This window comes from Tenacibaculum larymnensis, from assembly GCF_028829235.1.
In the GTDB taxonomy this organism is placed as follows: domain Bacteria; phylum Bacteroidota; class Bacteroidia; order Flavobacteriales; family Flavobacteriaceae; genus Polaribacter; species Polaribacter larymnensis.
In genome coordinates, this window is sequence record NZ_JAIWJY010000010.1 from 1 (window position 1) to 14,441 (window position 14,441).

A 14,441-nucleotide genomic window follows, 5' to 3' on the forward strand; every position below is an offset into this window, starting at 1 on the left:
CGTCACCAGAATGTACGATGAGACTGCTCCTGTAATAGTTGATTTACCAGAAAGCTTGGAGTTATGTAATGGTGAATTACCAGAAGTGTTGAATGCGAGATGGACAGACAATTGTTCAGCTGGTGGTGATTTAGTAGCGTATCCGACTAATATAAGAGAAGAAAGTTGTGTTACATATGCAGATTATGTATTTACTGCTACAGACGATTGTGGTAATAAAGTTACGGAAACCGTTACAATGTCAAACAAAACAGATCTGTTTGAAAATTGTGGAACTGCGTTTGCGAGAGCTGATAATTATACATGTTTCTTAGATGATGGCTTTAATCGTTGGGGTTGGACAAATTATTTTGCTGAAGAAGGTATATACACTATACCGTTATATACTGGAGCAGCACAATGTGATCCATCAAAAGGTGATCAAACAGGAGAAGTAACGGTTACTTACTTAGATGGTTATGTATCGGTGGAGTATAATCTATTTGAAGGTTATGTAATGAGTGTAGCACATGTGTATATAGGGTGTGAGAAATATCCTGCGAAGAATGGTAAAGAAACTGTAGCGCCTGGACAATATAATTTTAATACTAAAAAGTTAGATTATGTATCCAATTATAGAGTAGGACCTATAGAAGCTAGTGGACCAATATATGTAATTGCACATGCGGTAACTTGTGAAGAAGTTTGTAGATGTGTTCCATCTGAAGATGATGGAGGAACTTATACTCCAGGTGGTTCTGTAGCACCATGTGATGCACCTGTTGAAGAGCAAATTCAGGAGCCACTAAGCTTTAGTGCTTACCCAGTACCATTTGAAAATGAGCTAACAGTAGAGTATAGTTATAAGTTTGATACCAATGTGGCTATCGAGATTTATACTATGAATGGTATTATGATAAAAAGAGTTGAAAATAATTCTTATATCAAAGGAACTAAAGAGCAAATGATCATTGACTTGTCAAATGTTCAAAATCAAGCTTTAATTGTAAGAATGATTACAAGTAGAGGTGTTGTTAATAAGAAAATTATAGCAATGCGACCTAAGAAAAGAAAGTAATCTGAATTATGAGTAGGAATTGTTTAGAGAGGTTGACTAAAAGGCTTCTCTAAACATACCTTTTGAAACTTGAACTAACCAAACAAAAGAAACGCTAAGATAATTATCTTAGCGTTTCTTCTTTATTAAAAGTTTTTTAAACCTTGAAAGTAAGCATTGGCTTTATTGACTTTTTAGACAAATGCTTTGTAATACTTCCATTAAAAATATGAGACAAACCACTTCTTCCATGAGTAGCTAAAGCAATAATATCTGCATTTATTTTGTTTGAAAAATTTAAAATTCCTTTTTCGATTGAAGAATCGTTATAAACATTAATAGTGTAGTTTTTTAAATCATACTTTTCGATAAATTTTTTAATTCGTTTATTGGTTTCTTGAGTGTTTTCAAATTTTTGAGGTGTGTTTACTTTTAATAAGTTAATTTTACTATCAAAATTTTGAGCAAAGTCTAAAAACCGTTCAAAAGCTTTGGTTTTATCAGGTTTAAAGCTTGAAGCAAAAACAAGATTCTTAGGAACGAAATGATCCCCGTTTTTTTTAGTAACAATAACAGGGGCTTCAGAATTTCTTACAACTTTTTCAGTGTTAGAACCTATAAGAATCTCTTCTAAGTTTGTGTGGCCTTTGGCTCCCATAATAATAAGATCTGTTCCAATTTTTTTAGAGTAATCTTGAATTCCATCAAAGGGAGTTTGAAATCTGATAGCATGCTTGATATTGTTGTTTTTTGGAAAAAACTGCTTTTTGTAATCAAGCATTCTGTCACGAACTTTTCTAATATACAACATGCTTTCAGGAATACTAAAGTTAGTTCCTGAGCCCATGTCTACAAATCCAGTAGGGAGTTCAACCATATGAAGTAGATGAACTTCGCTATTAGCTTTTTTAGCTATTGTCGAGGCTAGCTTCGAAGCGTATTCCGAAGGTTTTGAAAAATCGATTGGGACTAGTATTTTTTTCATAATAAGAAGATTTAAAGAGAGATAGTTTCTTAAATATACGAAAAAACAATTAACAAATAAAAGATATTTGTGTGTTAATGAATAACTTACTATATTTGCAGCAAATTTATTAATCAGATAGATGAAGGGGACGAGAGTCCCCTCTTTTTATACCTAAGATGAATCAAGAACGAGTTAAAGAATTATTACAAGAAGCCTTACAAGAAAACGAATCATTATATTTAATAGATTTACAGTTTTTGGCAGACAATAAAATAAAAGTAATAGTAGATGGTGACTCAGGTGTACCTCTAAGTGAGTGTATTCGTATTAGTAGAAATATAGAGCATAATTTAGATAGAGAAGAAGATTTTTCGTTAGAAGTTACAACCCCTGATATAGCTCAACCATTAACAGTTAAGCGTCAGTATAAAAAGAACATAAACAGAATTCTAAAAGTTAAGACAGCAACTGAAGAATTTGAAGGAACCCTAACAGAGGTAACAGAAGATACTATTACCTTGTTTTGGAAAGCAAGAGAACCTAAACCGATAGGTAAAGGGAAGCATACGGTAGAGAAAACAAAGACACTAGCGTATCAAGATATTAAAGAAGCAAAAGTGAAGATCATATTTTAATTAGAGAATGAAATGGAAAATATTGCGTTAATAGAATCATTTTCGGAGTTTAAAGATAATAAAAGCATAGACAGAGTAACATTAATGTCTATCTTAGAAGAAGTATTTCGTGCAGCCTTAAAACGTAGGTTTGGGTCTGACGAAAACTTTGATATCATTATCAACCCAGATAAAGGAGATTTAGAGATTTGGAGAAACCGAGTGGTGGTAGCAGATGGAATGTCTGAAGACGATAATGAGGAAATTGAACTATCAGAAGCAAGAAAAATAGAGCCAGATTTTGAAATTGGTGAAGATGTTTCTGAAGAAGTAAAGCTTGTAGATTTAGGTAGACGTGCTATCTTAGCATTGCGTCAAAACCTAATTTCTAAAATTCATGAACACGATAGTACAAACGTTTTCAAGCAATTTAAAGACTTAGAAGGAGAAATTTATAGTGCAGAAGTGCACCATATTCGTCATAATGCTGTAATTTTGTTGGATGACGAAGGAAATGAGATTGTTTTACCTAAGAGTGAACAAATTCGTTCTGACTTCTTTAGAAAAGGAGATGCAGTTAGAGGAGTGATAAAATCAGTAGAGCTAAGAGGTAATAAACCAGCTATTATTTTATCAAGAACTTCGCCAGCGTTCTTAGTAAAATTATTTGAACAAGAAATTCCTGAAGTTTTCGACGGTTTAATTACTATTGAAGGTGTTGCAAGAATTCCTGGAGACAAAGCAAAAATAGCAGTAGATTCTTATGATGATAGAATTGACCCTGTTGGAGCTTGTGTTGGTGTAAAAGGTTCTCGTATTCACGGTATTGTTCGTGAATTAGGAAACGAAAATATTGATGTAATCAATTATACGAAGAACGAGCAGTTATTTGTAGCAAGAGCATTAAGTCCAGCAAAAGTAACTTCTGTAGACATTGAAATGTATGAAGAAGAGAAGAATGGTAAAAAAGGACGTGTAAATGTTTTATTAAAACCAGAAGAAGTATCAAAAGCAATTGGTAGAGCTGGTGTTAATATTCGTTTAGCAAGTGAATTAACAGGTTACGAAATAGATGTTCAAAGAGAAGGAATAGAAGAAGAAGATGTAGAGTTAACAGAATTCTCAGATGAAATCGAAGCTTGGGTAATTGAAGAATTCAAGAAGATTGGTTTAGATACAGCAAAGAGTGTTTTAGAAAAAGACGTGTCAATGCTAGTACAGAGAACCGATTTAGAAGAAGAAACAATTTTAGATGTTCAACGAATTTTAAGAGAAGAATTCGAAGACTAAATATAGTAAGGAAGCTAGTTTCCTTTGTGGGAAATCCATATAAAATCTAGCAAAAAGTAGAAAAAAAGCATAACTATGCGTATTACGTGTAAAGTGTGTTTTTTCAATAAAAAGTATAAAACAATATATGGCTGAAGGCAAAAAATTAAGACTAAATAAGGTTTTAAGAGAACTAAACATTTCTTTAGATAGAGCTGTAGAACACCTAGCTAAAAATGGCTATGAGATAGAAGCTCGCCCTACTACCAAAATATCAGATAAAGAATATCAAATTTTATTTGATGGTTTTCAAACTGATAAATCTAAAAAGGTGGCCTCTAAAGAAGTTAGCGAAGAAAAGAAAAAAGAGAAAGAGGCAATTCGTCAGCAATTAGAGCAAGAGCAAGAAAGAAAACGATTAGAAGAAGAAGCTAAAAAACAAGAAGTTTTAAAAGCCAAAGCAGAAAAGTTAGAACTTAAAACTGTAGGTAAAATAGATGTTGAAACTGGTAAAGCTGTAGAAGAAAAACCAGAAGAAGCAAAACCTGAACCTGCAAAAAAAGAGGAGCAAAAGGTAGAAGAGCCTAAGAAAGAAGAACCTGTTCAACCAGTTCAAGAAACTAAAAAAGTTGAAGAACCAGTAAAGGTAGAAGAGAAAAAGCCAGAGCCTCCAAAAATAGAAAAGCCAAAAGCAAAAACAGTTAATACTCCTAAAAAGGAAGAGAAAAAAGAACAGCCTAAAGAAGTAAAAAAGACTGTTGAAAAAAAGGTTAAAGAGGTGAAGCAATCAGAAAAAGAAACTGAGGTTACTCCAGAAAATGCTGAGAAAATTAAAACTCAGTACAAGAAATTAGATGGTCCTAACTTTACAGGTCAAAAAATTGATTTAAAACAATTCGAAAGACCAAAAAAGAAAAAACCAGAAGCTAAGACAGACGGAGATAAGAAGAAACGTAAGAGAATTAGCAAACCAGGAGCCCCAGGTTCAGGAGCAAAACCTCAAGGAAATAATAGAGGAGGTCAAAACCGCGGAGGCCAAAGAGGTGGAAACCGAGGAGGTCAAAGAGGTAGAAGACAAAATACCGCTCCAAAAGAAGAGCTAACAGAAGCACAAATCCAAAAACAAGTTAGAGAAACCCTAGAAAAACTTCAAGGAAAATCTAAAAAAGGAAAAGGTGCAAAATACCGTAGAGATAAAAGAGATGCTCACCGTCAGCAAAGTGAAGCCGAATTACAAGCAGCACAAGCTGAAAGCAAGGTGTTAAAAGTAACAGAATTTGTTACAGTAAGTGAAGTAGCTACGATGATGGATGTTCCTGTTACTCAAATTATTTCTAGTTGTATGATGCTAGGAATGATGGTAACAATGAACCAACGTTTAGATGCTGAAACATTACAAATTGTTGCCGAAGAGTTTAATTATACAGTAGAGTTTGTTGGAGCTGAAGTAGAGGAATCTATTGAAGAAACAGAAGATAAACCAGAAGATTTAGTTACTCGTGCTCCAATTATTACAGTAATGGGTCACGTAGATCACGGTAAAACATCATTATTAGATTATATTCGTAATGCGAATGTAATTGAAGGGGAATCAGGAGGTATTACTCAGCACATTGGAGCTTATGCTGTAAATGTTGGAGATCAAAAAATTGCCTTCTTAGATACACCAGGTCACGAAGCCTTTACAGCAATGCGTGCTCGTGGAGCTCAAGTAACCGATTTAGTAATTATCGTAGTAGCTGCCGATGATGATGTAATGCCACAAACAAAAGAGGCAATTTCTCACGCACAAGCAGCAGGAGTTCCAATTATTTTCGCAATAAACAAGATAGATAAGCCTAACGCAAATCCAGATAATATTAAAACACAACTTTCTTCTATGAACTTATTAGTTGAAGATTGGGGTGGTAATATTCAATCACAAGAAATTTCTGCTAAAACAGGACAAGGGGTTGATGAATTATTAGAAAAAGTATTATTAGAAGCTGAAGTATTAGAGTTAAAAGCAAACCCTAATAAGAATGCAAACGGGGCTGTTGTAGAAGCTTTATTAGATAAAGGTAGAGGATATGTATCTACAATATTAGTACAAGCAGGTACATTAAAAATTGGAGATTATATCTTAGCAGGAAAGCATAGTGGTAAAGTAAGAGCTATGTTTGATGATAAAGGAAGAAAAGTAAAAGAAGCAGGACCTTCTACACCAGTATCAATTTTAGGATTAGATGGAGCACCACAAGCAGGTGATAAGTTCAATGTATTTGAAGATGAGCGTGAAGCTAAGCAAATAGCAGCTAAACGTTCTCAATTACAACGTGAGCAATCAGTTAGAACACAAAAAACACTAACACTTGCAGAAATTGGTCGTCGTATTGCGTTAGGAGACTTCAAAGAATTAAATATTATCTTAAAAGGAGATGTGGATGGTTCGGTAGAAGCTTTAACAGATTCATTCCAAAAATTATCTACAGAAGAAATTCAAGTAAATATAATTCATAAAGGAGTTGGTGCAATTACAGAATCTGATGTGTTATTAGCAACAGCTTCAGATGCAATTATCGTTGGATTTAATGTACGTCCGCAAGGAAATGCACGTTCGGTAGCAGATAGAGAGGAAGTTGATATCAGAACTTATTCAATCATCTATGATGCTATCAATGACCTGAAAGATGCAATGGAAGGTATGTTATCTCCTGAAATGAAAGAAGAAGTTCTTGGTAATGTAGAAATAAGAGAAGTTTATAAAATTTCTAAGATTGGTAACATTGCAGGGTGTATGGTAATGACAGGAAAAATTACAAGAGATTCTAAAGTTCGTGTAATTAGAGACGGAATTGTAGTTCATGATGGTGTATTAGCTTCATTAAAGCGTTTTAAAGACGATGTTAAGGAAGTAACTAAAGGATACGATTGTGGTCTTCAAATAAAAGGATATAACGATATTAAAGAAGGGGATACATTAGAAGCTTATACTGAAGTTGCAGTTAAGAAGAAACTTAAGTAATCGCTTACTTTAAATATAAAATAAAAAGGTGCCCAATTGGGCACCTTTTTTTGTACTTGATGATTAAAAATGACTTTTTTTACTGTTTTCATTATTAGGTGTTTAAAAAAAGAGAGCATTGTCTTTTATATCTCGCAAGTGATGTTTAAAGGGACTAAGGTGTTGTAAATGAGTAAGAAAAAAAAATTTGATTGTGTGTTGAAAATTATATATTGCGTATCGTTAAAAAAACCTTCAAATTATTATTTAAATAATAAAATATTAACAATTTATCTTCTTTAAAAGAATTTTGTTTGTAGTTTTTTAACAAAACAAACAACACTTTTTAGTGTTTCTAATACTAATTTTTAAACATTCACAACATGAAAAGAATTTTTCTTACCATGGCAATCGCTGCTGGAATTTTAGTAGGTTGTCAAACAAATGAACAAAACCCAGATTTAGAACCTGAAGCAGATGTAACAACGCTGCAAAAAGCAGAAAAGCAATGTTTTGCTAACGATGTTCTAGAAGCAAATATGGCTAATGACCCTGGTTTAAAGAGCAAAATGGAAAACATTGAAAACTTTACAGCATCTTACTTACAAAAAGTTAAATCTGGAGATGTTCAAGCTAGGTTAGTAAATGGAAAAATACAAATACCAGTAGTTTATCATGTAATTTATCGTCAAGCAAGTGAAAACTTATCATTATCGGTATTGCAAGACCAAATTGATGCATTGAACGAAGACTTTAATATGCAGAATCCTAACAGAGGAGCAATGCCTGCTGAGTTTGCAGGAGTTGAAGCAAATGTAAATATCGATTTTGTTATTGAGGATGTAATTAGAGTTCAAAATACAAAAAAGAGAAGTTGGAGACCAGATGATTCAATGAAATTTACTTCTTCAGGAGGTAGTGATGTTGTTAATCCACAAGAATTTTTAAATATCTGGATTGTAAACGTTATGCCATATAGAGGAGGACAAATTTTAGGATACGCACAGTTTCCAGGAGGTAGTTGGTCTACAGACGGTGTAGTTTTAGCACATAGTTTTGTTGGTCGTAACCAAAGAACTGCAACGCATGAAGTTGGTCACTATTTAAACTTACGTCACATTTGGGGTGATGGTGGATGTGGTGCTAGCGATTTTGTTGCTGATACTCCAGACGCTGACGGAAATAGTAGAGGATGCCCTACTTACCCAGTAATTGAGTGTGGTAGTGCTAACATGACGATGAACTTTATGGATTATTCTGACGATAGCTGTATGTATATGTTTACAGAAGGTCAAAAAGCTAGAATGGATGCAGTATTTGCTCCAGGAGGATTTAGAGCTACTATGGCAGACTAGTCTGTTTTAATACGAAATTCATATATTAAGACGTTCTTTATTTAAAAGAGCGTCTTTTTATTATCATAAACTAAAGAGTAAGAATAGATGAAATACTTAAGAATAATAGTACCTGTAGTGTTTTTATTAATGATGAATTGTGCAGCACAGAATAAAACAAAAGAGTTTGATAAAATAGCTTATGAAGCTCAAACAAGAGGAAGTTTGGTGCAGTTAACTATTGAAGGAAATAAATTATCATACAAAACGCATCAAAAGGAAGGAACTAAAGAAGTAAATAAAGAACAGTTAGAAGAGCTAAAAAGGATAGTTAGCGAGTTAAATTTAGATGAAATAAGCGATTTGAAGGCTCCAAGCGAAAAAAGAATAACAGATGGGGCGTTGCATGCGGAATTCACTATTAAAATAGCTGATAAGGAATATAAATCGAGCATATTCGATGCTGGTAATCCGCCAAAAGAATTAAAAAAACTAGAAGATTTATTATACAGTCTTTCTGATTTAAAAGAATAAACAAAAAAACCGAGCAATTTGCTCGGTTTTTTTGTTAAAAGAAAGAATATTAATTCTTTTTATAAATTTTACTTTTTTTACCGTTTTTATCAATAAAATAGAAACCTTCAGGTAAGTTTTTAATAACATCAGTTTCTTCTGTTTTGTTGTTGATAGTAGTTTCTTTAACCTTATTCCCGTTTACATCATGGATAGTCAACTGGGTAGGGGATTTAGAAGAAGAGGAGTTAACACTAGCATAGACTTGGTTGTTGTCTTCATTAGATTCAGAGGTGTTATTATCATAGTCAGCTATAGCATGTAAATAATAAAAATTGGTGAGATTATTTCCTAAATAAGTATCTGTTATATATGTTTCTGAACACATTTCTCTTGTTTGGTTAGGAGAGATAGTTAAAGATGAATTAGGATATGGGAGGTTTGATACAATACTAGCTTTACTTAAGTCGGAATTATTTGTTAAGATTAAAGCTGTATTGTTGATTGTGCCAGTTACAGCACCTGTGTTTTTAATATTCACACAGAATTTATGGTCTTGATTTTCTCTAAGAGTTAATGAATTATCATCGTTGGTATTTGTGGTTAAACCACCTGCATCAATAGATATGCTTACAATTACAAAATCAGGATTACCAAGAGGACATCCATTGTTAGAAGAAGGACCTGCTTGGTTAGGGCAGTTGTCTTGCCAGTTTTGTACCCCATCACCATCAAAATCTCTAGTATCTTTAGGAACCGTATAAGTAAGTATCTCTGAATTACCAGCATATTCAAATTTCAAATAAAATTTTCTTTCAGGGTCGGTGTCATAGTCAATAAAGCTAGTTCCCCATGGTTCTCTTTTGGTTAAAATGGGGAAGAACTCTTCATCCATTTCCCATACAGTTTTTGTTATCAGGTTACTTTGATTGACACTGTTGTAGTATATAGAGATAGTAATATCATTACTACCACTATTATTTTTACCTCTATAATCACCTTGAATTTCGTATTCGTATTCAAAAGTAGTATTTCTTGAAAAATTTTTATAGTGTGCTTGATTTACTTTAAAACTTTTTATTTGTTTTGGTAAAGGAATGCTTCTACATGATACTTGAGTTATTGAATGAGGAAGGCTTAATCTGTAATCTTCATCTGAATGTTCACCAACTCTTGAAGATGTTAAATAATAGTAATTGAAGCCCTGACCGAAATCTAAAAAGTAGAACTTGTTAGGTTCTAAAGGTGTTGAGTCTTGAATGTTCACATAAAACCTACCAATTAAATCTTGAAAATCAAATGTCTCTTCACAAGGAATGTTTTCAACCATTTCTTTATTGAAATCTCCTAAAGCTCTAGAGCTTGAATAGAAAACGTGAGAATTATAAGATTGAGAAAAAACTTGTAGTGACAATAAGCATGCTAAAAGGAATAATTTTTTTTTCATAGTTTATATATTTTATAATTAATCACTTATAAAAATCAAGATTTTTCCTTGTTTATGAGTTAACAACAGATTACTAAAAAGTAAATAAACTATAAAACAAAAAACCGAGCAACATGCTCGGTTTTTTTATTGTTAGGGGATGTAAGTTTTATTGTCTAGTCCATCCAGCTCCCCAGGTAGCATAGTCTGTACCAGTTGCAGCAGCATTTTCAGTAACGAAATCAGCATCAGTAAAAGCAACACCTGTATCATTTTTTATTTTAACAGTAACATCTTCAAACTTTACATCAGTAGCTTTTAAGTCACCAGAAGTAACACCATTACCAGTTGGGTTGTCAGCAGCATCACCATCTAAATCAAATCCTTCAGCAAAACCGATTAATAAAATATTATTAAAAATACCTTGAGTACCTGCTCTTAAACGTATAGCTTCATTTGCAGTTCCAGAACCTAATCCTTCAATAGTTAAGTTTGTTACTGTTGGCTTAGAGAAAAACTTAGGGTTAGATAAGTTTCCTATATCAGTATTGTAACCGTCCGCTTCAATTCCTTTATCGTGGTCAGTACCATGCTTTACATAGGCGTCTGTAATAGTACCAGAGTATCCTTCAGTCCAGTCGATAGAATCGTCTTCAGCATTAACAATAGATACATTATTTACGTTTACAGTTCCTCCAAAGAATTCTACACCATCATCCTTTCCTTCAAACATTTGGATGTACTCTACAGTTGTACCATTACCAACTCCGTAGAAAGAGAATCCATTGTTTTCTGATTGTCCATCAGCTTTTCCTCCTGAATATTCAACTCTTACATAACGTAAAGTTCCAGAGTTGTCATCAGCTGTATCACCACCGTAAGGTAAACTTGCGATTTCAGAAGTTGAAGTAGCAGTACCACCAGCTACAGAGTTAATAGGAGCTTTACCTAATAAGATTAATCCTCCCCAGTCACCTGCATTAGGAGTAGTAGCGCTAGAAGTAAAGATAATTGGTTGGCTAGAAGTTCCATCGGCCATAATCTTTGCTCCTTGAGAAATAGCTAAATAAACATCTGCACCAGTAGCTGCAGCTTTAATAACTGTTCCAGCAGGAATTGTTAAAGTAGTACCATCTTCAAATATAGTTGGTCCTGTTATTGTGTATGATTTAGAAGCATCTAATGTTAAATCAGTAGTATAGTTTCCTTTCAATTCAACAACATTGTCATTGTCTGAATCACCTCCACTATTATTTGTGTTATTTGTAACACTGTTATCGTTAATAATAATATCTGCTGTATCATCATCCCCACATGAAGCAAATAACGTAGCTGCTAAAGCTAATCCTAATAAAAAATTATTTTTCATTGTTTTAAAGTTTAATTGTATTCTTTTATTGAGTTTATTTTTGTTAAAATTTGTATTTAAGTCCTAAGCTTATATTTGTTCCTCTTTTGTATTCAGATAGAGTTACATCTCCAATTGAAGTATTTTCTCTAACTCTTTTTATAGATGGATCTAGTAAGTTTTTAGCCTTTAAGTCAACTTCCCAGTTTTCACCGAATTTGTTTTTCCAAACAAAATCCACAGTTGGTACCCCTTTTTCAATAATATTTCCTAATTCACCAGCACCTAAAGCATGAATTCTGTCTGAGAAGTAAGAAAATACTAATGATGTAATAGGTTTGTAGTTTTTAAATTGAGTTGGAGTGTAGTTTAAGTTAGCATTAACTAAGAAAGGAGAGGCTCCTTGTAATTCATCACTATCTCTGTTAAATGTTGTAGCGTATCCTGATACTCCTTTGATTTCTTTTTTTAAGTCCTGATCAGTATGCATATAAGTAAAGTTAACACCTGCAGACATTACCGTATCATCATCTTCGTCTTTTACTAAGTTTTTACGCATTTCAATTTCAATACCCGCTACTGTTGCTTTATCTCCTGTTCTGAAATAACGCTGGTTACCTGCAGCACTATTTGCAATTACTAAATTTACTGGGTCATTGATTTGTTTACCGAAAGCTCCGATGGATAATAATTCATCTCTTGAAATAAACCATTCGTATTTTAAATCTAAGTTGAAGATTTTAGAGAAAGAAGGATTGTCTAATAAATCTGGGTTACCTCCAATTCTTTGTCCAATTCCTTCGTAAATAAAAGGAGCAACTTCTTTAAATTCTGGTACAGATACAGTTTGGCTGAAGTTAAAACGTAAGTTTTGATCTTCGTTTACAGCGTATTTTACGTTTAAACTAGGTAAGAAAAATGTTTCTGATGCATTTCTAAAGCCAGGATCATTAGGATTAATATTAATTACATCATAAGTAACTTCTTGATTGAATGATTCCACTCTAATACCAGGAACGAATACCCATTTTTCACCAGTTTTAATTTCTCCTGAAACATATCCCGCGTGTATTTTTAATACACCATTGTACGTGTTTTCGTATAAGCCTGGTAAACTAGCAATGTTACTATTTTCAAAACCTGGTAACTTTCTGAAAACATCTAGTTTAAATATTTTTCCTGTTTGGTTTTTGAATATTTGAGCATTGTTGATGTTAAAAATACTGTTGAAATTATTTACATCTGAAACTTCATATTTTGAATCTAAAATATCATAACCATATCTAATATTGTTAAAGTCTCTTTCTTTAATTCTTCCATTATAACCAAAATTAAAAGTTAAATTGTCATTAGCTTGGTAAGCTAAATCGATTCTACTATTTAACTCTTCATCGATAATTTTTTGGAAGTAACGTTGGTTGTCAAATGAGTTATTTGTATAAAATACAGCATTTGTATTTGGATCGTTATCTAAAGTGTTTTGGAAATTTTCTAAACTAATTCTCTTTCTGTCTGGTTCATGAGCAAATACATTGTTGTAACCAACCCCCCAACTTAACTTAAGTTTATTGTCTTCGAACTTATGTTCTCCAGTTAATTGGTTAACAAAAACTAAGTCCTGATTGTATTGAACGTTCATTTGATAAAAACCTTCATCAGTATTATTCAAAGCGTCCCTGTTTTTACCTAAGCCTTTAAACCCATAATAACCTACTTCATCGCCAGAGTTATTTAAAAATAAAGATGTAAACTTAACTTTATTATTGTCGTCAATTCTATATAAAGCACTTAGCATTGCAGTTGTTGAAGTAGAATACTCGTATTCTTTTGCATTAGGATATTCTTTCTTAAATACATTTGTAAAGTCTACGACAGGTCCTTCTCTGTATTCAAAGTCTCTGCTGAATGAAGCAGTACCAAAAAGACTTAATCTACTACCGTTTTCAAAATCGAATGACTTACCAGCGTTCAGACCAATAGAATTGTTAATTGGGCTCCCCGCATTTACAGGGTCAACACCGTGTGAAAGAACTACAGCAAAAGGATTATGCTTAAAACGATTGTAATAACCAAAATTACCAGTCCCTTCACTTTTTCTGAAGTCTTCTCCCATAGCTCTAGAATTAACACCAGATCCAATGCTAACTTCTACAAATCCATTACCTCTATATTCTTTAGAAGAAATGTCAATATTACCAGCAGCAAAGTCTCCGTAAAAGTTTGACGAATATGCTTTGCTAATTGATACGTTTTGAATGATGTCAGATGGAAATAAGTTTAGGTCTATATTTTTCTTGGCAATATCATTAGAAGGTAATGAAAGACCGTTCATCGTTGTGTTTAAATACCTATCTCCTAAACCACGTACATATACATTACTTGAACCTTCTTGTTTAGAAACACCAGATATTTTTGAAACAGCGCCTGCGGCATCAGAAATACCTTTTGAAGAAAGTTCTTCTGCTCCTATACTTTCTTTGATTACTGTTGCCTTCTTTTGTTCTAATAATAAAGCACTAGCCTTATCTTTACTAGTAGAAGCCTTAATCTCAACTTCATCTAATGCAACCCCTTCATTTGCACCTAAGTCCTGATTAATTGTAATTGTTTCATTTGCTTTTACTAATATTGATTTTTCAACTGTTTGATAACCAACAAAACTAAAAACAATAGTTTGATTTCCTGCAGGTACACTAAGCGTGTACTTACCGTCCATATCGGTTGTCCCCCCGATTGAAGTTCCTTTAATAAAGACATTAGCAAAAGGTAATGCCTCGCCACTCATCTCTTTATCTGTTACAGTCCCCGTTACAGTTCCTTTACTTTGCGAAAAAGCAAAGTTGCAAAGGCTTAAAAGAGTAATAATTATTATTTTTTTCATTCTAACTAACTTGTGTTCTTAAATACCCTGCAAAAGTGATGTGGTATTGTAAACCTAATGTTAGTTAGAA

Annotated in this window: 10 protein-coding genes; 6 read left to right on the plus strand and 4 right to left on the minus strand. The window is 33.1% G+C overall.

Features of this window, described 5'->3' with window-relative positions:
- Positions 1–1,057, plus strand: a 1,057-nt coding sequence (locus LCI24_RS13440; RefSeq protein ID WP_274640834.1) for a T9SS type A sorting domain-containing protein, incomplete at its 5' end; no start/stop codon positions are given.
- A gap of 136 nt (positions 1,058–1,193) precedes the next feature.
- On the opposite strand, the gene LCI24_RS13445 is transcribed toward LCI24_RS13440, so the two are convergent.
- The gene (locus LCI24_RS13445) at positions 1,194–2,021 is read right to left on the minus strand and encodes a universal stress protein (RefSeq protein WP_274640835.1); all 828 of its coding nucleotides are present in this window, start codon (positions 2,019–2,021) and stop codon (positions 1,194–1,196) included.
- 158 nt (positions 2,022–2,179) lie between these two features.
- Between LCI24_RS13445 and rimP the strand changes: the two genes are divergently transcribed.
- The 5 genes from rimP (at position 2,180) to LCI24_RS13470 (ending at position 8,737) form a co-directional block, all read left to right on the plus strand.
- Entirely contained in the window at positions 2,180–2,638 is a 459-nt protein-coding gene (rimP, locus tag LCI24_RS13450; RefSeq protein WP_274640836.1) for a ribosome assembly cofactor RimP, read from the plus strand.
- Positions 2,639–2,650: 12 nt separating this feature from the next.
- Positions 2,651–3,907 (plus strand): transcription termination factor NusA, encoded by a 1,257-nt coding sequence (nusA, locus tag LCI24_RS13455; protein ID WP_274640837.1) that lies wholly within the window; start codon positions 2,651–2,653, stop codon positions 3,905–3,907.
- 127 nt (positions 3,908–4,034) lie between these two features.
- Positions 4,035–6,890 carry a translation initiation factor IF-2 gene (gene infB, locus LCI24_RS13460; RefSeq protein WP_274640838.1) on the plus strand — a complete coding sequence of 952 codons (2,856 nt, stop codon included), beginning with the start codon at positions 4,035–4,037 and terminating at the stop codon, positions 6,888–6,890.
- Positions 6,891–7,252: 362 nt separating this feature from the next.
- Complete coding sequence (locus LCI24_RS13465) at positions 7,253–8,224, plus strand: zinc metalloprotease (protein ID WP_274640839.1); 972 nt, start codon at positions 7,253–7,255, stop codon at positions 8,222–8,224.
- Positions 8,225–8,311: 87 nt separating this feature from the next.
- Entirely contained in the window at positions 8,312–8,737 is a 426-nt protein-coding gene (locus tag LCI24_RS13470) for a hypothetical protein (protein ID WP_274640840.1), read from the plus strand.
- Between the two features lie 49 nt (positions 8,738–8,786).
- Here the strand turns inward: LCI24_RS13470 and LCI24_RS13475 are convergent, their stop codons facing one another.
- From LCI24_RS13475 to LCI24_RS13485, 3 genes are all read right to left on the minus strand, one after another.
- On the minus strand, positions 8,787–10,163 hold the full coding sequence (locus LCI24_RS13475) for a thrombospondin type 3 repeat-containing protein (protein ID WP_274640841.1): 1,377 nt from the start codon (positions 10,161–10,163) through the stop codon (positions 8,787–8,789).
- Positions 10,164–10,311: 148 nt separating this feature from the next.
- Entirely contained in the window at positions 10,312–11,511 is a 1,200-nt protein-coding gene (locus tag LCI24_RS13480) for a multidrug transporter (protein ID WP_274640842.1), read from the minus strand.
- Positions 11,512–11,554: 43 nt separating this feature from the next.
- Positions 11,555–14,371, minus strand: coding sequence for a TonB-dependent receptor (locus tag LCI24_RS13485; RefSeq protein ID WP_274640843.1), 2,817 nt, complete (start codon positions 14,369–14,371; stop codon positions 11,555–11,557).
- Positions 14,372–14,441 lie beyond the last annotated feature (70 nt).